Genomic DNA, 24,976 nt, shown 5'->3' with positions numbered 1-24,976 from the left:
ATTCAGCCGCGGAACCAGTGTTGCGGCCGGGGTTGGATGTTCTGCCAGATGTGTTTGGGCTCTCGGTACTCGTTCAGACCGGTCGGTCCCAGCTCCCGGCCCACGCCCGAGTGCCCGAAGCCACCCCATTCCGCTTGCGGCACGTAGGGGTGGTAGTCGTTGATCCACACCGTGCCGTGGCGCAGCCGCCGGGCGACCCGCTGGGCCTTGCCGGCGTCCTGCGTCCACACGGCTCCGGCGAGTCCGTACTCGGTGTCGTTGGCGATGCGTACGGCGTCGTCCTCGTCGGTGAAGCGCTCGACGGTGAGCACGGGCCCGAAGGACTCCTCGTGCACGACGCGCATGTCCTGCCGGCACTCGTCGAGGACGGTCGGCGGGTAGTAGAAGCCGTCTCCGAGGGTCGGATCGTCGGGCCGTTCACCACCGCAGCGCAGTACGGCGCCCTCGGCGAGGCCTGCCGCGACGTACGCCTCGACCTTCTCCCGGTGCCGCGCGGAGATCAGCGCTCCGGTCTCGGCCTCGGGGTCGAAGGGCCCGCCGAGGCGGATCCGCCGGGCGCGGCGGACGACCTCGTCGACGAACCGGTCGTGCAGCGAGTCCTCGACGATCAGCCGGGCGCCGGCCGAGCAGACCTGCCCGGAATGCAGGAAGACGGCCGTGAGGGCGAAGTCCACGGCCGTCTCGAAGTCGGCGTCGGCGAAGACCACGTTGGGGTTCTTGCCACCGAGCTCCAGCGCCACCTTCTTCACGGTCGCCGCGGCGGCGGCCATGATCCGCTTGCCGGTCTCCAGGCCGCCCGTGAAGGAGACCATGTCGACGGCGGGGTCCTCGGAGAGCGGGGCGCCCGCCTCGGGCCCGGCGCCCAGGACGAGGTTGGCGACGCCGGCCGGGAGCCCGGCCTCCTCCAGCGCCTTCATCAGCAGGATCGAGGTGGAGGGGGTGAGCTCACTGGGCTTGAGGACGATCGTGTTGCCGGCGAGGAGCGCCGGGGCGACCTTCCAACTCGCCTGCAGCAGCGGATAGTTCCACGGGGTGATCAGGCCGCACACGCCGATCGGCTCGTAGACGACACGGCTCACGGCGTCGTCGCGGCCGGTGTCGATCACACGCCCGGCGTCGATGCCGCCGATCCCGCCGTAGTAGCGGAAGCAGGAGACGACGTCGGCGATGTCGTACTCGCTCTCCACCAGCCGCTTGCCGGTGTCCAGCGACTCGGCGCGGGCGAACTCCTTGGCGTCGCGCTCGATGAGGTCGGCGGTGCGCAGCAGCAGCGCGCCGCGCTCCCGCTCGGAGGTGCGCGGCCAGGGGCCCTCGTCGAAGGCCCGGCGGGCCGCGGCGATCGCCGCCTCGGTGTCGGGGCGCGTCCCTTCCGAAACGGTCGCGGTGAGCGAGCCGTCGGCGGGACAGCGGATCTCCCGGCACCCGCCGGCCACCGGGTCCCGCCATTCCCCAGCCACATACAGATCTGCCACGCGCCAAGCCCTTCAGCCGAAATGCGTTGCGCATCATGCATTCAATTGCTTGTGGTGGAACACCTTGGCGAACCTGCGGACCTGCGTCAAGAGGTCGGCGCATGACGATTTCGCCGGGCCGGCACTTGCGCAACCACCCTTGACCGCAAGGGGAGTCGAGCCGACCATGTTGCGTATCGCTCACCATGTTGTGCATGACGCACCAATGGAGGTCGCTGTGTCCCCCAAGTACCCTCGACCGCGGCCCGGCCGTGAATACGTCCTCACCCTCTCGTGTCCCGACAGCGCCGGACTGGTCCACGCGGTGAGCGGCTTCCTCGTCAGGAACTCGGGAAACATCGTGGAAAGCCAGCAGTTCGACGATCGACTCCAGGGCCGTTTCTTCATGAGGGTCCACTTCGACGTCTCCGACCCGGACACGAATGCGAAAACCCTGCGTTACCGATTCGGTCCCGTCGCCGAGGCCTACCGCATCGACTGGACCCTGAGCGAGGCGTCGACCCCGACCCGGACGCTCATCATGGTGTCCAAGTTCGGCCACTGCCTCAACGATCTGCTCTTTCGCCGGCGCACCGGTGCCCTCAACATCGAGATCCCCGCGATCGTCTCCAACCACCGGGACTTCGAGGGGCTGGCGGAGACCTACGGCATCCCCTTCCACCACATCCCGGTCACCAAGGACACCAAGGCCGAGGCCGAGGCGCGCCTGATGGAGCTGGTACGCGAGCTGGACATCGACCTGGTCGTGCTGGCCCGCTACATGCAGATCCTCTCCGACGACCTGTGCAAGCAGCTCGAAGGCCGCGCCATCAACATCCACCACTCCTTCCTGCCCAGTTTCAAGGGCGCACGCCCGTACGAGCAGGCCTACGCCCGCGGCGTGAAGCTCGTCGGCGCGACGGCGCACTACGTGACACCGGACCTGGACGAGGGACAGATCATCGAGCAGGACGTGGTCAGGGTGGACCACTCGCTCGACCCCGGGGACCTGGTCACGGTGGGACGGGACGTGGAGGCGCAGGTCCTCGCGCACGCGGTGAAGTGGCACAGCGAGAGCCGCGTCATGGTGTACGACAACCGCACGGTGGTCTTCCGCTGAGCGGTACGGCACGAGGGGGCGGGGCTGGTCTTCCAGCCCCGCCCCCTCGTGCGTACGACGCCCGCGTTCAGCTTCCGAGCCGGTCGATCGCGGCACGGCGCCACCGTTCCGTCTCCGCGATCTGGTTGAACGTGAACAGGTGCAGCCCGGCCACCCCCGCCGACGGCGCGGTGAGCGCCTTCTCGCCGCGCGCAAGGAGTCTGTCGGGCGAGTACCCGCCGGGCGTCGCGAACCGCAGGAACCACGAGGCGTGCCTGGTGAGGAAGCGCGTCGACTCGCCCACGCCGATCTTCGTCGCCATCGTCAGCAGCTTCGCCCGCTGCACGGGCCCCGCGACGCCCAGGTGGACGGGCAGGGTGACGTCCCGGCGCCGTATCCGGGCGATCCACTCCCCCAGCACCCGCGGGTCGAAGCAGAGGTTGCTCACGATGTACGTGGCGTGCTCGCGCTTGTCCCACATGGCCTGGATGGTGACGTCGTCGTGGATGAGCGGATGGCTCTCGGGATAACCGGTGACGCCGACGCGGGCGAAGGGCCTGCCCAGCTCGCTCAGCCCGCGCAGCACCGGCAGCGCCCCGTCGTAGGCCCCGGCCGGCGGATCGGCGTCGCCCGCGGGGACGAAGACGTCGTCCACGCCCGCCTCGCGCAGCCGGTCGACGACGTCCTTCAGGTGCGCCTCGTCCCGCAGCAGCCGCGCGGGCACGTGCGGGACGACGCGGTAGCCGTTCGCCGCGAGCCGCCCGGCGAGGTCGAGGGTCGGTTCCAGGCCCTTGACCGGCGACGCCGTCACGGTGACGACGACGTCGCGCGGGACATGGGCGAGGACCTTGTCCTCGGTCGTCTTCGCGGGCAGCACCTCGTAGCGGACACTGTCGAGGAGCGCCCTCAGTCCGGCGGTGGCCAAGGTCTACCCGACCTGCTTCCGGGCGTCACGGAGGCGGTAGTACGCGGCCTTCGACGGCGCCTGCGGCTCCTTGCCGAGGATCAGGTCGGCGGCCTTCTCGGCGATCATCATCACCGGTGCGTAGATGTTGCCGTTGGTGACGTACGGCATCACCGACGCGTCGACCACGCGGATGCCTTCCAGGCCGTGCACGCGCATGCTGGTGGGGTCGACGACGGACATCTCGTCGGTGCCCATCTTGCAGGTGCAGGACGGGTGCAGGGCGGTCTCGCCCTCCTTGGCGACCCAGGCGAGGATCTCCTCGTCCGTCTCGACCTCCGGGCCGGGCGAGATCTCCCCGTCGTTGTACGGGGACATCGCGGGCTGGCCGAGGATCCTGCGGGAGACGCGGATGGCCTCGACCCACTCCCGGCGGTCCTGCTCGGTGGAGAGGTAGTTGAAGCGCAGCGCCGGGTGCTCGCGCGGGTCCTTGCTCCTGATCTTCACCGAGCCGATGGCGTCGGAGTACATGGGCCCCACGTGCACCTGGTAGCCGTGGCCGCCGGCCGGCGAGGAGCCGTCGTAGCGGACCGCGACCGGCAGGAAGTGGAACATCAGGTTGGGGTAGTCCACGTCCTCGTTGCTGCGGGCGAAGCCGCCGCCCTCGAAGTGGTTGGTGGCGGCCGGGCCCTTGCGGAACAGCCACTGCAGGCCGATGAAGGGGGCCCGCCACTTCGCCATGTACGGCTGCATGGAGACCGGCTGCTTGCAGGCGTACTGGACGTAGACCTCGAGGTGGTCCTGCATGTTCTCGCCGACGCCCGGCAGGTCGTGGACGACGTCGATGCCGAGGGCGCTCAGCTCCTGAGCGTTGCCGACGCCGGAGAGCTGGAGCAGCTGCGGGGAGTTGATCGCGCCGCCGCACAGGATGACCTCCTTGGCGCGGACCTGCTGGAGGGCGCCCTTGCCGCGCTGGTACTCGACGCCGACGGCCTTCTTGCCCTCGAAGAGCACGCGGGTCACGAGCGAGCGGGTCCTGACGGTGAGGTTGGGCCGCTTCATGACCGGCTTGAGGTACGCCTTGGAGGCCGACAGGCGGCGGCCCCGGTGGACGTTGCGGTCGAACTTGGCGAAGCCTTCCTGCCGGTACCCGTTGACGTCGTCGGTGGGGGCGTAGCCCGCCTCCTGGGTGGCCTTGAAGAAGGCGTCGAAGAGCGGGCTGGTCGCGGGACCGCGTTCGAGGACGAGGGGGCCGTCGTGGCCGCGGAACTCGTCGTCCGGGTCGGCGGCGAGACAGTTCTCCATCCGCCGGAAGTACGGCAGGCAGTGGGCGTAGTCCCAGGTCTCCATGCCGGGGTCGGCGGCCCAGCGCTCGTAGTCCATGGGGTTGCCGCGCTGGAAGATCATGCCGTTGATGCTGCTGGAGCCGCCGAGCACCTTGCCGCGCGCGTGGTAGATGCGCCGGCCGCCCATGTGGGGCTCGGGCTCGGACTCGTACTTCCAGTCGTAGAAGCGGCTGCCGATCGGGTAGGTCAGCGCCGCGGGCATGTGGATGAAGACGTCCCACGGGTAGTCGGAGCGGCCGGCCTCCAGTACCAGCACCCGGTTCGCCGGGTCCGCGGAGAGCCTGTTCGCCAGTGCGCTGCCGGCCGATCCGCCGCCGACAATGACGAAGTCGTATTGCAGGGGAGCCATAGTGCCTCGTCTCGCTCGCGCCGTAGATATGCGGGGCATGCTAATCCGGTATCGCAATGCGCACCAGGTTGCGAACAACGCAACTTGCAGGGTTTTTTATTCGGCTTCGAAGCTTGCGGCGACGTTGTTTACCGCGCGTATAGTTTCGCCATGAGCAACCACAGCCAAGACAGCGAAGCGTCGAACTCGCCGGCCGGTGGAGTGCAGTCGGTCGACCGCGCCATCAGCGTCCTCGAGATCCTGGCCCAGCGCGGCGAGGCGGGCGTCAGCGAGGTGGCCGCCGAGATCGACGTCCACAAGTCCACCGCGTTCCGCCTGCTCGGCGCCCTGGAGGCGCGCGGCCTGGTGGAGCAGGCGGGCGATCGGGGCAAGTACCGGCTCGGCTTCGGGATCGTCCGTCTGGCCGGTGCGGTCACCGGACGCATCGACATCACCCAGCAGGGCCGCCCGGTCTGCGAGCGTCTCGCCGAGGAGATCGGCGAGACGGTCAACATCGCCGTCATGCAGGAGCACTACGCGATCAACCTCTGCCAGGTGCGCGGCCCCGGGGCCGTCACCGCGCACAACTGGGTCGGCCAGCTGACCCCGTTGCACGCCACCTCCAGCGGCAAGATCCTGCTGGCCCACCTGCCCGCCGAGGAGCGGGCCGCGCTGCTGGCCGAGGCGGGCCTGAAGAAGTCCACTCCGCACACCCTCACCTCGAGGACGAAGCTGGAGAAGAACCTCGCCGAGGCCCGCGAGCGCGGCTACGCGTGGACCCTGGAGGAGCTGGAGATCGGCCTGCACGCGATGGCCGCCCCGATCCGCGGCCGGGACGGCACGGTCATCGCCGCGCTCAGCGCCTCCGGGCCCTCGTACCGCTTCACCGAGGAGCGCCTGCACGAGCTCTCCCCGGTGCTGCTCAAGGGGGCGGAGGAGATCAGCCACCGGATGGGCTACATGGGCTGAGTCACGCCTGGGGAGTGCCCAGGCGCTCGTTCACCCAGTCGTGGAAGGCCCCGATGTGGTGCTCACTGGGCACAAGCACGCCGCCCTTGGCGTACATGCGGGAGCTCATGCCGGGCTGCGTGCGCTCGCATGCGTCGAAGTCCTGGCGGTTGACCCGGTCGAAGAGTTCCACGGAACGGCTGACGTCCTTGCCGCTCTCGACGACGTGCGGGAGATAGAGCCAGTCGCACTCGACGATCGTGCGGTCGGCGGCCACCGGGTACATCCGGTGGAAGATGACGTGGTCGGGGATGAGGTTGATGAAGACCTGCGGCTTGACGGTGATCGCGTAGTAGCGGCGGTCCTGTTCCTCCGTCACCCCGGGGATGCGGTCGAGACCCTCGGAGCCGTCGACGGTGAAGCCCTGGATGTCCTCGCCGAACTCGGCGCCGTGGCCGACGTAGTACTGGGCCGCGTAGCCGTCCGCGAACTCGGGGAGCACCTCGGTGAGTTCGGGGTGGATCGTGGCGCAGTGGTAGCACTCCATGAAGTTCTCGATGATGAGCTTCCAGTTGGCCTTGACGTCGTAGACGATCCGCCTGCCGACCGAGAGGTTCTCGACGCCGTAGCGCTCGATCGACTCCACGTCGCCGAGGCGGGTGACGGCCGCGCCGATGACGTCCTCCTCGAAGGAGGGCGGGTTCTCCGCCAGACAGACCCAGACGTATCCGAGCCATTCACGGACGGCCACGCCCACCAGGCCGTACTCGGTGCGGCCGACGTCGGGCATCTTGGTGAGGTTGGGCGCGGCGACGAGCTTGCCGTTCAGGTCGTAGGTCCAGGCGTGGTACGGGCATTGGAAGGCCCGCTTGACCTCGCCGGTCTCCTCGGTGCAGAGCTTGGCTCCGCGATGCCGGCACACATTGAAGTAGGCGCGGATGGAGTTGTCCCTCGCGCGGGTGACGAGGATGCTCTCGCGGCCCACGTCGACGGTGCGGAAGGCGCCGGGCTTCGCCAGTTCCGAGGCGCGCGCGACGCAGAACCACATGGTCTCGAATATGCGCTCCTGCTCCTGGGCGAAGATCGCCGGATCCGTGTAGGAGGAGCCGGGGAGGGTGGCGATCAGGCTGTCCGGCAGACCGGTCGATGTCACGGTGCACTCCTCTGGATACGTCGTGGAGGGGTCATTCACGCGGTGAACTGCTTGCGCCAGCGGGTGAACAGCCGCGGCTGGTTCATCCCGAGCACGGCGACCGGCGTGCCGGCCCGCCGGTAGACGGCCAGGAAGCTGCGCTCGTCGGTGGCGCCTTCCTCGACCGTGACGCTGTCGGCCCCGGCGGCGTGGCCGACGAACTGGATCTTCACGCCGTACTGGTCGGACCAGAAGTACGGCGGCCGGGGCACGCCCGGTTCCGTCGCACCGTGCGCGAGCAGCGTGGCCACGGCGGCGGCGGGCCGTTCCAGCGCGCCGGTCCAGTGCTCGACCCTGCGGTGGCTTCCGGTGTGCGGGTCGTACCAGTTGGCGCAGTCGCCGACGGCGACCACCCCGGCCAGGCTGGTGCGGCCGTCGGCGCCGCACGTCACGCCGTTGTCGAGCGCGACGCCGGAACCTTCCAGCCATTCGACGCAGGGGCGGGCGCCCACGCCGACGACGACGGTGTCCGCGGGCACGCTGCGGCCGTCCTCCAGCAGGACGGCGTCCACCCGGCGCTCCCCGCTCAGCCCCTTGACGCCCACGCCGCACAGCAGCCGTACGCCGTGGTCGGCGTGCAGCGCGGAGACGATGCCGCCCATGGCCTCGCCGAGCGGACCGGCCAGCGGGGTGGGGGCCGCCTCGATCACGGTGACGTCGAGGCCGAGGGCGTACGCGGTGGAGGCGACCTCGGCGCCGATGAAGCCGCCGCCGATCACCACCAGCCGTCCGCCGCGGGCCAGTTCGTCCCGCAGGGCACGGGCGTCGTCCAGGGTGCGCAGGGTGTGGACCCCGGCGAGGCCCTCGCTCCCGGGCAGGGTGCGCGCCGCCGCTCCGGTGGCGATGACGATGCCGTCGGCCCGCAGGGTACGCCCGTCCGCGAGCCGCACCGACCGGTCGGCGCGGTCGAGCCCGGTGGCCCGGACGCCCAGCAGCCACTCGGCGCCGAGATCCTCTCCGTCCGCCTCGAGGGCGAGGTCGGCCTCGCCGACGCGGCCGGCGAGGAACTCCTTCGACAACGGCGGCCGGTCGTACGGGCGGTGCGGTTCGTCCCCGATGAGGACCAGCCGTCCGTCGTAGCCCTGCTTCCGCAGCGCTCGCGCGGCCGACAGTCCGGCCAGGGAGGCGCCCACGACGGCCACGGTCCTCACGCCGGGCCTCCGGCGCCGAGCCGGGCCGCGACACAGGGGGGCAGGTTGGGCGCGGCCTCGGAGGGCCGCACGTAGATCATGCCGTCGTCGACGACCACCTGATGGGTCCGGACGGGCAGTTTGGCCGGCGGAGCGTCGACCGCCCCGGTCCGCAGGTCGAACTTGGAGGCGTGCAGCGGACATTCGACCTCGCACCCTTCCAGCCAGCCGTCCGCGAGCGAGGCGTCCTGGTGGGTACAGGTGTCGTCGATGGCGAGGACCTCGCCATCCTCGGTGTGGAACACCGCGACAGGCGGCTCGATGTCGAGCCGATAGGCCTCGCCGCGCGGCAGATCCGCGAGTCGGCACACGGGAATCATCATGACACCTCGGTCGCGTGCGTAGCGTATAGCGAAACGGATTGCGTTTTACGCAACTCAGTCTGGAGGTGGCCCCATACCTTGTCAAGGAGTCGAACGCGGCGGCGGGGCAGGGGAAGAAGGCGGTCGCGAGCCTTGACGCGACAGGCCCGCCACCACTTCACTCTGGGGATCAAACAGTGCACTGCGTTGCGTATCGCACAACTCACCTCCCCCCGACTCCCGGAGCCGATGCCGCATGCGCGTACCTGCCCGTCCCCTCCTCGCCGTGACCGCGGCCGTCCTGTCGGTGGTCCTCACCGGCGCCACGGCCACGGCTGCCCGCACCACCGCGGTCCCACCCGTCACGGCCGCGGCCGACACCTCCGGCCGGCCCACCGTCGAGCTGGCCAACTGGCCCCAGGCCCAGGGAAAACAGCTCGGAAAGCTCATCGGCAGGTTCGAAGACCAGGGCCGCTACGCCGTCTTCGACGCCGACAACACCATCTGGCGGTACGACCTCGAGGAGTCGCTGCTGCCCTTCCTCGAAATGAAGGGCGTGCTCACACCGGACACCGTCGACCCCTCGCTGCGCCTCGTACCGTTCCGGGCGGGCGAGAGCCTCTACGGCTACTACAACCGGCTCTGCGAGATCGACGACAAGGTCTGCTACCCGTGGATCGCCCAGGTGTTCTCGGGCCTGACGCTCGGCGAGCTGAAGCGGTACGTCGACGAGCTGTACGCCTACGGCAAGCCGATCCCGGTCAGCTACGACGACGCCGGCAGGACGGTGCACAGCACCGTGAACCCGCCGCACATCTACGCGGGTCAGCGCGAGCTGATCCGCAGCCTTCGGGAACACGGCATCCGCGTCTACGTGATGACCGCCGCCCACGAGGAACTCGTGCGCATGGTCGTGTCGGACCCGAAGTACGGCCTCGGCGTCCCGCCGGAAAACGTCATCGGCGTCACGACGCTGCTCAAGGATCCCGAGACCGGCCGCCTCACCACCGCGCGCAAGCAGATCGAGCAGGGCACGTTCGGCGCGGAGTACGGCACCGAGCGCTACCGGCGGCAGGTCGTCACGCCCTATCTGTGGACCCCGGGAACCTGGTACGTCGGAAAGCTCGCCGGCATCCACGACTACATCGCGGAGTACGAACGGCCGGTCCTCGTCGCCGGCGACTCCCCCAGCGACTGGTGGATGCTCTTCTACTCCGACGCCAGGGCGGGCGGCGCCCGCCTGTGGGTCAACCGCAAGCAGGCGTACACCGACCGGCTGGAGGCGGAGAAGGAGAAGCGGTCCGCCGAGCAGAAGGCGGCGGGCGAGACCGTCGACGCGGGCCGGGAGTGGGTGACGGTCAAGCCGGCGGAGATCGGCGGCTGACGGGCGAGGCGGGTGGAGGGGGGTGGGGAGCCGCGGCTCCCCGCCCCCCTCCACCCGCGGGTTCCTAGTGGCCGCGCGCGATCCACTCGTCCAGGTGGGGCGCCTCGGCGCCGATCGTCGTCGGGTCGCCGTGTCCCGTACGCACCACCGTCGCCGCCGGCAGGCTCAGCAGCCGGTCCCGGATGGAGTCGATGATCGTCGGGAAGTGGGAGAACGACCGGCCGGTCGCGCCCGGTCCCCCGGCGAACAGCGTGTCCCCGGAGAAGAGCGTGTCAAGCCCCGGCGCGTACAGACAGACCGCTCCCGGTGCGTGTCCCGGTGTGTGCAGCACGGTGAGCTCGGTGCCCGCCACCGACAGCGCCTGGCCGTCAGCCAGTTCGCCGTCCGGCGACCGCTCGGGGTGGGTCTGCTTCCACAGCGGCAGATCGTCCGCGTGGAGCAGGATCGGCGCGCCGGTCCGGTCGGCGAGTTCGGGGGCGGCGTCGATGTGGTCGTTGTGGGCGTGGGTGCAGACGATGGCGCGCAGGGTGCGTCCGCCGAGGGCCCGGACGATCGCCTCGGCGTCGTGCGCCGCGTCGATGACGATCGCCTCGGTGTCGTCGCCGACGATCCACACGTTGTTGTCGACGTCCCAGGTGCCGCCGTCGAGGCTGAAGGTGCCGGAGGTGACGAGGCGTTCGATGCGGGCCGCCATCAGAGGACCACCACCGAGCGCAGCACGTCGCCGTGGTGCATCCGCTCGAAGGCCTTCTCGACCTCGTCCAGCGCGATGGTCTCGGTGACGAAGGCGTCCAGGTCGAGGCGGCCCTGGAGGTAGAGGTCGACGAGCATCGGGAAGTCGCGGGACGGCAGGCAGTCGCCGTACCAGGAGGACTTCAGCGAGCCGCCGCGGCCGAAGACGTCGATCAGCGGCAGCTCCAGCTTCATCTCCGGCGTGGGCACACCGACCAGGACGACCGTGCCGGCGAGGTCGCGGGCGTAGAAGGCCTGCTGGTACGTCTCGGGGCGGCCGACGGCCTCGATGACGACGTCGGCGCCGAAGCCTCCGGTGAGCTCGCGGATCGCCTCGACGGCGTCGGAGGTGCGGGAGTTGACGGTGTGGGTGGCGCCCAGCCGGCCGGCGGTCGCCAGCTTGCGGTCGTCGATGTCGACCGCGATGACCTTCGCGGCGCCCGCCAGCTTCGCCCCGGCGACCGCCGCGGCCCCGACCCCACCGCAGCCGATGACGGCGACCGAGTCGCCGCGGCCGACGTTCCCGGTGTTGATCGCGGCGCCGATGCCGGCCATCACCCCGCACCCGAGCAGGCCCACGGCGGCGGCCGACGCGGCCCGGTCGACCTTCGTGCACTGCCCGGCCGCCACCAGCGTCTTCTCCGCGAACGCGCCGATGCCCAGCGCCGGTGACAGCTCCTGCCCGGTCGAGGCGAGGGTCATCTTCTGCTTGGCGTTGTGGGTGGCGAAGCAGTACCAGGGCCGTCCCCGCAGACAGGCGCGGCACTGGCCGCACACCGCCCGCCAGTTGAGGACGACGAAGTCGCCGGGCGCGACATCGGTGACGCCCTCCCCCACCGACTCCACGACGCCCGCGGCTTCGTGACCCAGCAGGAAGGGGAAGTCGTCGTTGATGCCGCCCTCGCGATAGTGCAGGTCGGTGTGGCAGACCCCGCAGGCCTCGATCTTCACCAGCGCCTCGCCCGGGCCGGGATCCGGCACGATGATCGTCTCCAGGCTGACGGGGGCGCCCTTGCCCCGCGCGACGACAGCACGAACCTGGTGCGTCATGACCACTCCTCGGCTGATACGAGACCTGAGCAGACGTTGCTCATTACGACACGCATCTCACGTGCCGCAACAAAGCATGGTTGAGCGCCCACGGGAGGTCAAGGAGTCGACGCGCACCGCGCCATGTCGGGCGCAGAGGCACCGGCCACGCCGAACGGGTGGGGACGTACGGGACGCCTCGGCGTCGACAGGCCCTAGAGCGGCGGGGCGGGCAGCGGGGGAAGGGAGGGCTCGTGGAGCCAGGACCCGAGCAGGCCGTCCAGCGGCTCGGTCGCGTAGCGGGCCGCATGGGCGGCGAAGCTCGCGGTGGTCACGACGCCGTGGCGGTTCACGCCGGCCCAGTCGCGCAGCATGCGGAAGAACGCCCCGTCACCCAGCGCGCAGCGGATCGCGTGCACCGCGAGGCCCCCACGCTGGTACAGGCGGTCGTCGAACATCAGCTTGCGGCCGGGGTCGGCGAGGACCAGGTCCTGCGGCTGCGAGGCGAGCAACCGGTGTGCGGCGAGCGCCAGTTCCTGTGCGGTGCGGCCGCCGGAGCGCTCCGACCAGAGCCATTCGGCGTACTTCGCGAAGCCCTCGTTCAGCCAGATGTGCCGCCAGTCGGCGATGGTCACGCTGTTGCCGAACCACTGGTGAGCGAGCTCATGGGCGATGAGCCGCTCCGAACCCCGTACGCCGTCCACGTGGTTGGCGCCGAAGAGGGACAGCCCCTGGGCCTCCACCGGCACGTCCAGCTCCTCGTCGGCGACGACGACCGCGTACTCGCCCAGGGGGTAGGGGCCGAACAGTTCCTCGAAGAGCCGCATCATCGCGGGCTGCCGGGCGAAGTCCCGGGAGAAGTTCGGCAGCAGATGCGCCGGTACGTGGGCGCTCTGCGGAACACCGCCGAGTCCGGGGTCGCCGAGCAGCACGGTCTGGTACATGCCGATGGACAGGCCGACCAGGTAGCTGGAGGTCGGGGCGGTCTGCTCGTACACCCAGGTGGTCGTGGAGGCCTTGGTCGTCCGGGTGAGGAGGCGGCCGCCGGCCACCACCGCGTACGAGGAAGGGGTGTTGACCGAGAGCAGGTAGGAAGCCTTGTCGGCGGGCCGGTCGTTGCAGGGGTACCAGGAAGGCGCGCCGACCGGCTGGCTCGCGACGAGCGCGCCGTCGGTCAGTTCCTCCCAGCCGAGGCCGCCCCAGGGGCTGCGTACCGGCTTGGGGTTGCCCGACCAGTGCACCTCCACGGTGAAGGCGGCTCCCGCGGGGAGGGGCTTGGCCGGCCGGACGCGCAGTTTGCCGCCCCGGTGGCTGTAGTGGGGCGTCCGGCCGTCCACCTGGACCCGGCCGATCTTGAACTCGGCCAGGTCGAGGGCGAACTCGGTGAGCTGCGCCCGGCCGACGATCGCGCTGAGCCGGGCCGTCCCGGCCAGCCGGTTGGGGCCGGGGCGGTAGTCCAGGGTGATCTCGTACCGGTGCACGCGGTACCGGGAATCGCCGTTGGCCGGAAAGTACGGGTCCGACGCCGTTGTCCTCTGGCCGCTCACTGCCGCTTCCGCTCCCTGCCCTGTGCTCGTACGCCGCAGCCCTTCAGGCCCGCCACGCCTCGATCGGATTGCCCAGCCAGCGGGTGTCGGCGGGGACGGATTCCCCGGCCATCACGAGAGAGGCGGGTCCCAGTGTGCTGCGGGCCCCGACCGTGCTTCCGGGCAGGACGATTCCGTTCGGACCCAGGGTGGCGCCCTCGCGGAGGACCACAGTATCCGTCCTCAAGATCCGGTCGTGGAAGAGATGCGTCTGCAACACACAGCCGCGGTTCACGGTGACGGCGTCGCCAAGGGTCACCAGGTCCGTCTCGGGAAGCCAGTAGCTCTCGCACCACACGCCCCGGCCGATCCGGGCCCCCAGACCCCGCAGCCACAGCGTGTGGAGCGGGGTCCCCGGCACCGATCCGGCGAGCCAGGGCACGGCCAGGACCTCGACGAACGTGTCGGACAGTTCGTTGCGCCACACGAAGCCGCTCCACAGCGGGTGCTCCCCCGTCCGGTGCCGGCCCACAAGCAGCCATTTCGCGGCCACGGAGACCACCGCGGCGGTCGCCCCGGCGGCGAGCAGGACCGCTCCGGACAGCAGCGCGGCCCCCACGGACCCGATCCCGCTCGTCGCGATCAGGGCGCACAGCGCGGCCGCGGTCAGGACGGAGAGCGCGGCCGAGCAGAACACCGGGACGAGCCTGCACAGTTCCACCAGGCCCCGGGCCCACAACAGGTGCGCGGGCGGGTCGTAGGTACGGCTCCGGTCCGCGTCGGCCGCGGATCGCGGCAGCTTGACCGGCGGCAGGCCCAGGTAGGAGCTGCCCTTCTTGGCCTTCTTCGGAGTGGCCGACAGGACGCCGACGAGCCCGTCGTCGGGCACGCTGCGGCCCGGCGCGGTCATTCCGGAGTTGCCGAGGAACGCCCGGCGCCCGATCTCGGAGTGTCCGATGCGGACCCAGCCTCCGCCCAGTTCACAAGGAGCGGTCAGGGTGTCGTCGGCGAGGAACGCACCGTCGCCCACGGTCGTCAGGCTCGGGAGCGCGAGAACCGTGGACACCTCGGCGCCCCGGCCGATCTTCATACCGAGCAGCCGTAGCCACACGGGGGTGACCAGCCCGGCGTACAGCGGGAACAGGGTCTCCCGGGAGAGGTCCATCAACTGCGTGACGGTCCAGGCCTGCCAGCCGACCCGGCTGTGCGTCGGGTGGGTCCCGGTCCGCAGCCCGATGCTGAGCAGACGCACCGGGACGAGCAGCAGCAGCGCGTACGCGAACCCGAAGGCGAGCGCTCCCGGCACCACGGCCGTCAGCGCGCCGCGCAGGGCCTCGGCGAGCCCGGCGTCGGCGGGTACGAACCGGCTGACGACGAGCAGCGCCGGCAGGGCGGCGAGCACGGGGAGGAGGGTGAGACAGAAGCCGCTCGCTCCGTACAGGGCGCGCCAGTGGGCGGCGCGCGGCGGGCGCTCCTTGGGCCAGTTCCGCTTGGCCTTGCCGAGCTTGACGGCGGGTACTCCGGCCCAGCGCTGACCGGTCGGGATCTGCCCGGTCACGGCGGAACCGGGGGCCACCTCGGCCCGCTTGCCGACCCGCGCGCCCGGGAAGAGCACGCTGCGGGTGCCGACGACCGCGCCCGCACCGACCTTGACCGGGCCGATCTCCAGCCGGTCGCCGTCCAGCCAGTGCCCGGAGAGGTCCACCTCGGACTCCACGGCGCAGCCGCGTCCGAGCTTGAGCATGCCGGTCACGGGAGGCAGGGAGTGCAGGTCGACGTCGGGGCCGACCTTGGCTCCGAGGGCGCGTGCGTAGCTCTCCAGCCAGGAGCCGGTGAGGGAGGTCGCGCCGACGAGGTCGGCCAGTCGTTCGGCCGTCCACAGCCGCAGGTGCACGCTACCGCCGCGCGGGTGGCGTCCCGGCTCGACCCCACGCAGCAGGATGCGTGCGCCGCCGGCCGCGAGGGCCAGCCGGCCCGGCGGGCTGTGGAACAGGGCGGCGCCGGCGGCGACGAGCCACCACGAGGCGGTGGGCGCCCAGGGGTAGGCCCCGAACCGGTGCAGGACGTTGCCCAGGGCGAGGAGCGCCACCGTCCAGCGCAGTCCGACCAGGGTGAACAGCGGGAGCAGGAGCAGCGACTGCGTCACCTGGGACCGGAGCGGGACGGGAGCGACGGTCCGGGCCGCGCCGCCATCGTGTACGGACTGCTCCAGGTGGCGGGCGAGCTCGCGCAGGGTGGGTCGCTGGTAGATGTCGACCACGGCCGCGCTCGGGTAGCGGGCGCGCAGCCGGGTGGTGAGCCGGGCGGCGGCGAGGCTGTTGCCGCCGATCGCGAAGAAGTCGTCGGCGGCACCGGTGACGGCCACGCCCAGGGTCTCGCTCCACTGCTCGGCGAGCCAGGCCTCGGTGCCGTAGAGCTGCTCGACGAGGCCGGTGGATTCCAGTTCGGGCAGGGGCCAGGGCAGCGCGTCGCGGTCCACCTTCCCGGAGGTACGGGTCGGCAGCTCGTCGACCGGTGCGAGGAGCGGCACGAGGGCCGCGGGCAGTTCGGCGCGCAGCCGCTCGACCGCCGCGGGACGGTCCCATCCCTCCTGGGTGACGAGGTAGCCGACGAGGAGCTGGTTGCCGCTGCGCGCGGTGCGGACGGCGGCGGCCGCTCCGGCGACGCCGGGTAGGGCCTGGAGCGCGGCGTCCACCTCGCCCAGTTCGATGCGGCGGCCGCCGAGCTTGATCTGCTCGTCGCCGCGGCCGAGGAAGACGAGACCCTCCGGCTCCGCGCGGACGAGGTCGCCGCTGCGGTAGGCGCGCTGCCAGCCGAGGGAGGCGAGCGGGGCGTACTTCTCGGCGTCCTTCGCGGGGTCGAGGTAGCGGGCCAGGCCGACGCCGCCGATCACGAGCTGGCCGCTGCCGCCCATGGGCACCGGCTCGCCGGACTCGTCGACGACGGCCAGTTCCCATCCGTTCAGCGGGAGACCGATGCGGATCGGTTCCTCACCGGTCAGGAGCGAGGCGCAGGCGACGACGGTGGCCTCGGTGGGACCGTACGTGTTCCAGACCTCGCGGCCCTCGGTCACCAGGCGCTGGGTCAGTTCGGGCGGGCAGGCCTCCCCGCCGAAGATCAGCAACCGGACCTCGCCCAGGTCCGCGGGGTCCCAGAGCGCGGCCAGGGTCGGCACGGTGGAGACCACCGTGATCTCCTGTTCCACCAGCCAGGGACCGAGGTCGGCACCGCTGCGCACCTGGGAGCGCGGGACGGGCACGAGGCAGGCGCCGTGGCGCCAGGCCAGCCACATCTCCTCGCAGGAGGCGTCGAACGCGACCGACAGTCCGGCCATGACCCGGTCGCCGGGTCCGATCGGTTCCTCGGTGAGGAAGAGCGCGGCCTCGGCGTCCACGAAGGCGGCGGCGCTGCGGTGGCCGACGGCGACGCCCTTGGGCATGCCGGTGGAGCCGGAGGTGAAGATGATCCACGCGTCGTGCTCGGGCCCGGGGCGTGCCGCGGGGGCGTGGCCGGGCGCGGGATCCCCGGTGATCTCGACGGACCGTCCGGCGCCGAGCACCGCGCGCACCCCGGCTTCGCCGAAGACCAGCTCGGCCCGCTCGTCCGGGTCCTCGGCGTCGACCGGCACGTAGGCGGCGCCTGCGGCGAGCACGGCGAGGACGGCCACGTACAGGTCGTTGGTCCCGGAGGGCACGCGTACGCCGACCCGGTCGCCGAGCCCGACCCCGGCCGCGGCGAGGGTGCGCCGCAGCCGCTCGACCTCGGCTGCCAGCGCGCGATAGGTCAGCTGGGCGGAGCCGTCGTCGAGGGCGAGTTCGTCGGGGTACGCCAGGACGGTCGCATCGAGGATGTCGACGAGCGTACGGGGCGGGGCGGCGGGCCCGGCGGAGAACCGGGCCGCTTTGCCGGACTCTTCGTGCGTCCCCCCGTCGTCGAGCAGAGTGAGTTCACCGCGCTCAGATGTGGCTGACATCGGCCCTCGCGTCTCGCTCCCGGAACGTCCGGGTCGCCGGTGGAGCCCGGGTCTGCCCGGGTTGTTCCGATCCGGCCGCCAAACAGCCCGTCAGTCTAGTGCGCCGACCGGGATTTCCTCGTCGAATCCCTTGCGCGTTGCCGAGGAAATCCGGTAATGCGGCGGCGCGCGTCCGGTGGCCGCCGCCACAGCGTGGTGCTCCATCACGGCACGAGGGTCTTGGCACCAGCCGGCCAAGACCCTCTCGCCGATTCCCGGCACGGGCCTGCGTCAGTGCCGGGCGTCCGCGCGGGGGCGTTCCAGGGTGAAGGCGTCGACCGGGGTCAGCTCTCCGTAGGGGCCGTCGAAGGTGTAGTACGTGACGGACATCCGGGTGCGTCCGGTGCCGCGGGTGCCCGGGTCGACGTCGAAAGCGGCGAAGCCATGGGGGTGGACGCGGTCCTGGACGGCGCGCCAGGGAGCGTCTTCGGTGATGTAGACCGGCTTGCGGTGGCGGCCCTCGGGCTCCTTGCCCACGGCGACGACGACGCGGCCCTTGGGTTCCTCGAACAGGTCGTCCTGGGTGGTGGCGAAGTTGCCGCCGCCACCGATGACCATGTGCACGGTGCCCTTGGCGGTGTCGGCGACATCGGTGCTGGTGGAGACCGGGATCGGGGTGCGGGCCTCGTTCGGCAGGGTTCCGCGGAGCGGCAGCGAGCGCTCGTAGTAGTGCTCGTGGCCGCAGAGCACCAGGTCGACCCCGTACGCGTCGAAGAGCGGGCCCCACTCCTCGCGGACTCCGAGGTCGCTGCCGCCGCTGCGGTGGCTGGAGATCATCGGGTGGTGCATGAAGACGACGATCCAGTCGATGCCGGTGCTTGCTCGTGCCGCCTGCAACTCCCTTTCCAGCCAGCGGCGTTGCGCACCGCCGGAGTATCCGCGCAGATAGATTTCGCCGGTGTCCACGATCGCCACGTCGTCGTTGGCCAGACTGATGAAACGGACCGCGCCGACGGTGAAGGCGTACCACAGGCCACCGGTCTCGGGGTCGGTGGCAGTCGTCCCGCCCGGCAGATCGAAGTAGGTCTGGTAACCCGTGAGGCCCAGGGGGCCGTTGCCCTTCTCGGTCTCGCCGTTGCCGACACAGGGCATCCAGGGGCGCAGCCGCGCCGAGCGGCTGTTGCTGATGAACCAGTCGGCCCAGGTCGCGACACGGTCCTCACCGATGGCGCCGGCCACGCCCGCGTAACACAGGTCGCCGTTGATCAGGTTGAACAGCGGACCGACCCGTTCCACCGCGGCCACGATGTCGGCGGACGCCTCGGTGCCGCCCTGAGTGCTGGTGTAGAGCGGGAAAGGACCGAGGGGCGGCGGTGTCTCCTTCGTGGGCCACTTGAGGGTCCGGCGCAGATTGGGCGTGCCCTGGTCGCCGAAGCTGGTGAAGGTGAAGGCGGCACGACCGCGCGGTGCCGTGGTGAAGGACCCGGTCTCCTGCGCGGCGCCGTCGTGCCCGGCCGAGTACAGGTAGGTGGTGTCCGGCCGAAGCCCGGCGATGCGGGCGTGGTGGACGTACACCTCCTGCTGGGAGAACCCGTCACGGTAGGTACGGGTCTCGGCGTCGACCACCCGCCCGGCGCCACCGTCCGGTGACCCGAGGTGGACCCGCGGACGCCGGACGGACTGGGGGCTGATCCAGGAGACGGTCATCTCGGTGGCGGGATCGGCACCGAACTGCAGGTGCAGGCCGGCCACACCCGGAACCCCGATACGACTGGGTGTGCGTTGCAGCAACGGCGACGCCGTGGCCGCCGGCCGCCCGGCGGCTTCGGCGCTTCCCGCACTCCCTACGGCGGCGGCGGCCGCACCAGCCGTCGAACCAGCCAATAATGTTCTGCGCGGAATCGACATGAAAGGCCCTTTCTTCGAAGGAAGTCGATCGTGTGAACCCTAGGTTCGATCGACTGCCCTGACGCCTGCGAAGAACAGCCTTGAACGAAAATTTTCCGGCGGACGCCCCCCGACTGGTTGCGTTGCCCAGCGCAACTGGAGGCTGTACGGCCAGAACTTCCGCTGACCACCCCGCTCCCGGTCCTCGGTTCAGACACAGTTTTCGTGAAGCCGAATCGACGACCAGTCGTAGGGAACTACGCGCGGGCGCGCTCACGTAGTTTCCGCCCCTGGGCCATGGACTCCTCGGCACGCCGGTCCCATGTCTCCCGCTGCGCCGGGCGGAAGACGCCCACCTCTCGGCGCAGGTCCTTGAGCACGGTCTGTGCCTCGGGTTCGTCGCCGTCCCACACGAGCCAGCTCAGCCGGGCGATGCAGGCCTCGAACCAGCGGTCGGCGTACTCGGGCCGTCCGAGGTCCGTCGTGAGGCGCCTCAGGCACTCCGCCGCCCGGCGGAAGGCATGCCGTGCGACGCCGGCGCGTTCGCAGCTCGTCGCGCAGGTCGCCAGCAGGAGCAGCGTCTCGGCCCGGATCCGTTCCACGGGCTCTCCGGGATACGCCTCGGCCAGCCAACGGAGCATGCCGGCGGAGCGCTCGAGGAACAGGCTCGCCTCCCGGGGAGCGCCGTGCCGGAACAACTCCCGGCCCGCCTCGTAGTCCGCCCAGCGGCGGTCGAGCTCCTGCGCCAGCGTCTGGGGACGGACGCCCAGCGCCTCCCGCACCTCCGCCACCCAGAGCTCGATGGATTCGATCAGTGCCGTGCGCAGCAACCCGTCCGGGGAGGAACCGCGGCGCCCCGCCATGCTGCGGTCCAGATCCCGGTCGGAGATGTTCTCGTACGCCCTCAGGCCCGTCTCCAGCTCTTGTGCGGCGGAGTCGAGTTCACCGTCCGCGAGCAGGCACTGCCCGAGCAGCACCCGGGCTCTGGAGGCTGCGGCAACCAGGTCGACGCGCCCTTCGGTGATGAGCCGGTCGTAGACCTTCAGCGCCTCGCGCGCTGCGACGGCGGCGTGGTCGGCGATTCCGTAGTGGAAGCGGGCACGGGCGAGCCGGTCCATGGCGTCGGCGAGATCGGCGTCGCGCAGGAATCCGGCCCTGCCCTGACGGAAGGTCTCGGCCATGACGTCCTGAGCGATCAGCAGGGCCTGCCGGTAGCGGCCGGAGTCCGTGCAGATGCCCGACATCGTCTCCAGGACGAGGATGCGGTTCTTCGTCGCTTCCACGCCCTTCTCCGCCCTCAGCAGCTCGAGTGCTGTGGCGCATTCACGCCAGGCCTCGTCGAACCGGCCGCTGCGGCGATGCCCCACCCCCCGGGTACGGTGCAGCGCCGCTGCGATCAAACGCCCCGTGCCGTCGCGACGGAACGCGGGATCCTCGGTCACCGCGATCCCTTCCACGACCGCCTCCTCCGCCTCATCGGTGCGTCCCACGTCCTGCAGCGCGTCGGCGAGCTTGCGCAGCGCCTCGGCCAGGAAGCCCCCCGTGCGGTGAAGGCCGTCCAAGTCCGTGACCCGACGCCACATGTCCACCGCGCGCCGGGCGATGCCCACCGCACGCTCCGGGTCCTGGAGGTCTGCCACGAACCTCGATTCGTGGTCGTAAGCCCTGGCGAGGTGCCCGGTGAACTCGGCGAGTCCATCCCGCAGTACGGCTGTCTCCAGGCACTCGGACGCCAATCCGTAGGCCGCCAGGGCCCTCTGCGGCATCCCCCGCCGTTCCTCGCAGCGGCCGATGCGGAACAGCGCCCGGCCGAGGTCCCCGGAGTATTCGTGAACCCCGTGATCACGGACCAGTGGGGCGTACGCACCCACCGCCTTCCTCGCGCACGTCAGTTCGATGTCGCTTCCGGGTTCGGCCTCCGATGCCCGCTGCAGCCACATGGCGCCCCGAGCCGCCTGTACGTCGTGGTGCTCGGGAGTGGCGTGTCTCGCCAGCAGGCGGTCGGCCTCGTCCCAGAGCCGGTCGGCACGTTCCGGCGAGCCGTTGCGTGCCAGGCACCCTGCGAGGCTCGCGAGGGCCTTGGCCTCGCCCACCTCGTCCCCCGCCGAACGCATCGCGACCACGGCAGCCGCATACAGCTCCTCCGCGCCGTCCTTCCCGAACAAGGCGTTCGCCTTCGTCAGCAGCGCGTTTCCCACGGCGTTGCTGCCCGGGTACGCGTCGACCAGCTCCAGCGCCATCGCAATCGCGCGGTCCGCGACCCGTAGCGACTCTTCGACGGCCCCCTGCCTGCGCAGGAGAATGGCCAGGCTGTTCAGTGCCGGCGCCAGCCGGCCCCGGGACTCCTCCGTCGGCAGGGATTCGAGGAGACGCACACAGCCGCGATAGCGCTCGACCGCACCGCTCAAGTCACCGAGACCTGTCTGCACCTCCGCCATCGAGGCGGCACATCGGGCCCGCAGCAGCGGACTCGGAGCGGTGGTCGGACGCCACAAGACCCGCCATGCCTCGTTCAGCACATGCAGCTCCTCGAGGAGCTGAGTCCTACGGCCGCCGGTGAGCTGCGGCCGGAATCCCGTGGCCTCCGCTTCGTCGATTCCCGCCGCCGCGTAGGCAGCCCGGAGGAGTTCCCAGGGGTCCTCCCGTTCGAAGCCGATGGTCGACCGGCGGCCGTGCACCCGTTCCCGTGAGCCCCCGGTCGGCTCGCGAGGCGGTGTCTCCACCGCGAGCGGACCGCCCGTCTCGTCCTCGGCGATGTCCCGCAGGGCGGCCGCCAACTGTCGCAGGGAACTCGGCCTCGCCTCGGGATCTTCGTGGAAGCAGCGCGCCAGCAGCTCGGCCAGAGGGGGCGGTATCGCGAGCGAGCGGCCGGTCAGCCGCTGGTGCCGGGCTGATTCCAGGACCAGGGCGGCCACGGCGCCCGACGGCCAGGTCCGTTCGCCGACGAGCATCTCCAGGAGGGTCACGGCCCAGCTCCATACGTCGGCGGCCGGCCCGACCGGTCGGCCCTCGGCCTGTTCGGGTGACGCGTAGGCCTGTGTGTGCCCCGGTGCACGGGTGGTCGGCCATGGGTCGTTCTCCCCTTCCGTGAACGCGAGGGCGGTGCCGGCTCCGTTCGCCGACCGCTGTGCGACCGCCAGACCGAAGTCGGTGACCTTCGCGGCCCCCTCACCGTCGAAAAGGATGTTGCCGGGCTTGACGTCCAGGTGCAGGAGGCCGGCCGAGTGGGCGGCGTCGAGGCCGTACGCGACCTGTGCCGCAACACCGAGAGCCCGTCGGAGGGCTTCCGGGCCGCCTCCTTCGTACAGTTCTCCGGACCGGATGCGGTCCGCCAGAGAGCCGCCGGGCACGTACTCGCTGAAGACGACCAGCCGGTCCTGCACGGTCCGGGTGAAGCGGCATTCGGTGATGTAGGGGTGCGCGGGCAGCGCCATCCACCGGCGCGCCTCGCCGATCAGCAGCCCCTGCTGCAAGGGGCCGGTCTCGTGCAGTCGTTTGGCCGCGTACCGTTCACCGGAGCGGAGCGTACGGAGCAGAGCGACACTTCCGAAGCCGCCCGATCCCAGGATCCGTTCGACGGTGAACTCCTCGAGCACCGTGGTGCCGGGCTGCCATGCGTCGGTCATGACCACCTCGCTCAGGCGTCGGGCAGCGCTTCCCGCAGCGCGTCGCGGAGCCGGTCGGCGGTGTCGAAGCCCCGGGCGGGATCGTCGTCGAGTGCGTGGTCCACCACCGCGGCCAGACGCTCGGGAACGGTCGCCTCCCGTTCCGCGACGGGCACGACGGGCGCGTGCGCGACGGTCAGCCACGGGTCGCGACCGGGCGGAAAGTCGCGAGGCGTCCGGCCGGTGAGCGCGTAGTAGAGCGAAGCCGCGGCCGCCCACACGTCGACGTACGGCTTGGCGTACTTGAAGTCGACCAGCTGGGAGCGAGGTATGAACGCCGCGGTTCCCCCGAACCCTCCGGTCCGGGTGAGCCCGCTCAGGCCGGCCGTCTCGTAGGCCTTGGCCAGTCCGAAGTCGGCGATCTTGACCACCTCGGCGCCGTCCGGACCGGCCGTCAGGAGGAGGTTCTGGGGTTTGATGTCGCGGTGCACCGTACCGCCCTCGGTGTGCGCGTACGAGAGGCCGTCGAGCGCTCCCAGGAACAGCGGGACCGCCCTCGCGGCGGGCAGGGGGCCCTGCCGGCGGACCAGGTCCGCCAGGGAGCCGGCCGTGCACCGTTCCATGACCAGGTACCAGAGTCGCCCCTGCCGCCCGGAGGTTTCCATGCGCACGACGTGAGGATGGCGCAGCGCCGTGCCGATCTCGATCTCACGGTCGAATCGCGCCGCCTCCTCGGGCGAGGGATCGACCTCGCAGCGGATCACCTTCAGGGCCCGGCGCCGGCCGCTCTCCTCGTGCACGGCGGCATACACCACTCCCATGCCGCCCCGCCCCAGCTCCTGTCCCAGGATCCAGCCGCCGATCCTCCGGTGCCGTACGTCCGTGTGCAGGTCCATGGCTGTCGTCTCATCGTCCGGATTCTCCTTCCATGGTCCGTCGGGAACACCGCACGCGCAGCAGGGACGGCATGCCCGAACGCGCCGTGCAGCGCATACTGAAGTCAGGGTCGGCGTGCGGGTGGGCGTGGGGGGCCTACAGAGGGCTGGGCATGAGGGAGGGCCCATGTCAGACTTCCTCGACAGACTTCCCTTCGACTGGACCGAACCGGCCGCGCGGGAGCTGTGCGATCTCCTGAGCGAGACCTACTGGAAGATCGATTCCGTCGCCGCCCTCGCCCAGCAGGCGGGCATCCCCAGAGCGCGGATCAACTGGGGGCAGCCGGCGCATCTGGTCTGGCACGACCTCATCGAGAGCGCCCGGAACCAGAACCGGCTGCGGCAGTTGCTCGCCCGGATCGAGGCCGGCGCCGATGCGGCCGTCGCGGTCCGCCTGCGGGAACTGACGCACGGTCCGCCTGTGGTGGAGGCGCCCGAACCGCCCGCCGGGCCCGGGGAGTGGAAGGAGTTCTCCTCCCCGGACGCCCTGGAGAGGCAGATCTTCCGCGAGCACTCCCTGTTGGACGTGGCCTTCTTGCGTCGCGGCCTCGAGTTGGCCCCCGCCGTGGCACGGCTGCTGGTCACCCGCCCGACCGGACGATTCCACGGCACGGCCTTCCACATCGGCGACGATCTGCTCCTCACGAACCACCACGTGCTGTTCGACCCGGGGCCCGGGAACGCCCGGGCCACGAGGGTCGAAGCCTGGTTCGGTTACGAGAAGGACGTCCACGGACAGCACCTCGCCCACACCGTCGTCATGGGCCTGCCGGACACCATCGTGGGAGGGGAGGAGCACGACTGGGCGGTCGTCAGGGCCCGTCCCGGCCTCCCCGAGGGCACCCCGACCGTGGCACTGGACGGCGCGGCACCTGTCGCCGTCGGGGACCGGGTGTACATCATTCAGCACCCCAACGGCGGAGCCAAGAAGGTGGGTGTGCACCACAATCTGGTACGCCACGTGGACGACGAAGTGCTCCAGTACTGGACGGACACCGAGGCGGGGTCTTCCGGGTCGCCCGTCTTCGACGAGCGCTGGCGGTTGGTCGGGCTGCACCACCGCTGGGTGTGCCAGGGGGAGGGCGACACCCGCGAGTATCGGAACCAAGGCATCAGGATCGAGCGGGTGCGGGCGGACCTGACGGCGGCGGGGGTGCTGTGAGGGC

At 71.0% G+C, this 24,976-nt stretch carries 17 protein-coding genes; 4 read left to right on the top strand and 13 right to left on the bottom strand.

Annotated features, from left to right (window positions below):
- Positions 1-2 precede the first annotated feature (2 nt).
- Positions 3-1,472, bottom strand: coding sequence for an aldehyde dehydrogenase family protein (locus tag SVTN_RS37000; protein WP_041132989.1), 1,470 nt, complete (start codon positions 1,470-1,472; stop codon positions 3-5).
- Positions 1,473-1,677: 205 nt separating this feature from the next.
- Between SVTN_RS37000 and purU the strand changes: the two genes are divergently transcribed.
- The gene (gene purU / locus SVTN_RS36995) at positions 1,678-2,571 is read left to right on the top strand and encodes a formyltetrahydrofolate deformylase (RefSeq protein WP_041132988.1); all 894 of its coding nucleotides are present in this window, start codon (positions 1,678-1,680) and stop codon (positions 2,569-2,571) included.
- Between the two features lie 67 nt (positions 2,572-2,638).
- Here the strand turns inward: purU and SVTN_RS36990 are convergent, their stop codons facing one another.
- Both SVTN_RS36990 and betA read right to left on the bottom strand, forming a co-directional pair.
- Positions 2,639-3,475, bottom strand: a complete 837-nt coding sequence (locus SVTN_RS36990; RefSeq protein ID WP_041132987.1) for a methylenetetrahydrofolate reductase — start codon at positions 3,473-3,475, stop codon at positions 2,639-2,641.
- A gap of 3 nt (positions 3,476-3,478) precedes the next feature.
- A complete protein-coding gene (betA, locus tag SVTN_RS36985) occupies positions 3,479-5,149 on the bottom strand; it encodes a choline dehydrogenase (protein ID WP_041132986.1) in 1,671 nt (556 codons plus the stop codon).
- 150 nt (positions 5,150-5,299) lie between these two features.
- Between betA and SVTN_RS36980 the strand changes: the two genes are divergently transcribed.
- Positions 5,300-6,097 carry an IclR family transcriptional regulator gene (locus SVTN_RS36980; RefSeq protein WP_052499527.1) on the top strand — a complete coding sequence of 266 codons (798 nt, stop codon included), beginning with the start codon at positions 5,300-5,302 and terminating at the stop codon, positions 6,095-6,097.
- A 1-nt stretch (position 6,098) separates the two neighbouring features.
- On the opposite strand, the gene SVTN_RS36975 is transcribed toward SVTN_RS36980, so the two are convergent.
- Genes SVTN_RS36975 through SVTN_RS36965 form a run of 3 tightly spaced genes read right to left on the bottom strand, consistent with a single transcriptional unit; the run spans position 6,099 to position 8,781 of the window.
- Positions 6,099-7,229 carry an aromatic ring-hydroxylating oxygenase subunit alpha gene (locus SVTN_RS36975; RefSeq protein ID WP_041132984.1) on the bottom strand — a complete coding sequence of 377 codons (1,131 nt, stop codon included), beginning with the start codon at positions 7,227-7,229 and terminating at the stop codon, positions 6,099-6,101.
- A gap of 35 nt (positions 7,230-7,264) precedes the next feature.
- Positions 7,265-8,419 (bottom strand): NAD(P)/FAD-dependent oxidoreductase, encoded by a 1,155-nt coding sequence (locus SVTN_RS36970; RefSeq protein ID WP_041132983.1) that lies wholly within the window; start codon positions 8,417-8,419, stop codon positions 7,265-7,267.
- Entirely contained in the window at positions 8,416-8,781 is a 366-nt protein-coding gene (locus SVTN_RS36965) for a bifunctional 3-phenylpropionate/cinnamic acid dioxygenase ferredoxin subunit (protein WP_041132982.1), read from the bottom strand. The genes SVTN_RS36970 and SVTN_RS36965 overlap by 4 nt, the downstream gene beginning before the upstream one ends.
- A gap of 235 nt (positions 8,782-9,016) precedes the next feature.
- Between SVTN_RS36965 and SVTN_RS36960 the strand changes: the two genes are divergently transcribed.
- The gene (locus SVTN_RS36960) at positions 9,017-10,144 is read left to right on the top strand and encodes an HAD family hydrolase (RefSeq protein ID WP_052499526.1); all 1,128 of its coding nucleotides are present in this window, start codon (positions 9,017-9,019) and stop codon (positions 10,142-10,144) included.
- Between the two features lie 64 nt (positions 10,145-10,208).
- On the opposite strand, the gene SVTN_RS36955 is transcribed toward SVTN_RS36960, so the two are convergent.
- The 7 genes from SVTN_RS36955 to SVTN_RS36925 form a co-directional block, all read right to left on the bottom strand.
- Positions 10,209-10,838, bottom strand: a complete 630-nt coding sequence (locus SVTN_RS36955) for an MBL fold metallo-hydrolase (RefSeq protein ID WP_041132981.1) — start codon at positions 10,836-10,838, stop codon at positions 10,209-10,211.
- The gene (locus SVTN_RS36950) at positions 10,838-11,926 is read right to left on the bottom strand and encodes an S-(hydroxymethyl)mycothiol dehydrogenase (RefSeq protein WP_041132980.1); all 1,089 of its coding nucleotides are present in this window, start codon (positions 11,924-11,926) and stop codon (positions 10,838-10,840) included. Before SVTN_RS36950 ends, SVTN_RS36955 begins: the two co-directional genes overlap by 1 nt.
- A 194-nt stretch (positions 11,927-12,120) precedes the next feature.
- A complete protein-coding gene (locus SVTN_RS36945; RefSeq protein ID WP_041132979.1) occupies positions 12,121-13,452 on the bottom strand; it encodes a M1 family metallopeptidase in 1,332 nt (443 codons plus the stop codon).
- Between the two features lie 43 nt (positions 13,453-13,495).
- Complete coding sequence (locus SVTN_RS36940; RefSeq protein WP_041132978.1) at positions 13,496-17,404, bottom strand: Pls/PosA family non-ribosomal peptide synthetase; 3,909 nt, start codon at positions 17,402-17,404, stop codon at positions 13,496-13,498.
- A gap of 270 nt (positions 17,405-17,674) precedes the next feature.
- The gene (locus SVTN_RS46285) at positions 17,675-19,135 is read right to left on the bottom strand and encodes a purple acid phosphatase family protein (RefSeq protein WP_281192650.1); all 1,461 of its coding nucleotides are present in this window, start codon (positions 19,133-19,135) and stop codon (positions 17,675-17,677) included.
- A 392-nt stretch (positions 19,136-19,527) separates the two neighbouring features.
- A complete protein-coding gene (locus SVTN_RS36930; protein WP_041132976.1) occupies positions 19,528-22,896 on the bottom strand; it encodes a serine/threonine-protein kinase in 3,369 nt (1,122 codons plus the stop codon).
- 11 nt (positions 22,897-22,907) lie between these two features.
- The gene (locus SVTN_RS36925; protein WP_052499525.1) at positions 22,908-23,771 is read right to left on the bottom strand and encodes a serine/threonine-protein kinase; all 864 of its coding nucleotides are present in this window, start codon (positions 23,769-23,771) and stop codon (positions 22,908-22,910) included.
- A 166-nt stretch (positions 23,772-23,937) separates the two neighbouring features.
- Here SVTN_RS36925 and SVTN_RS36920 point away from each other — a divergent pair, with 166 nt between their 5' ends.
- Positions 23,938-24,972 (top strand): trypsin-like peptidase domain-containing protein, encoded by a 1,035-nt coding sequence (locus tag SVTN_RS36920; protein WP_041132975.1) that lies wholly within the window; start codon positions 23,938-23,940, stop codon positions 24,970-24,972.
- The last annotated feature ends 4 nt before the right edge of the window (positions 24,973-24,976 follow it).

Source organism: Streptomyces vietnamensis (assembly GCF_000830005.1).
Lineage (GTDB): Bacteria > Actinomycetota > Actinomycetes > Streptomycetales > Streptomycetaceae > Streptomyces > Streptomyces vietnamensis.
This window is presented reverse-complemented; position numbering and strand designations above follow the sequence as displayed.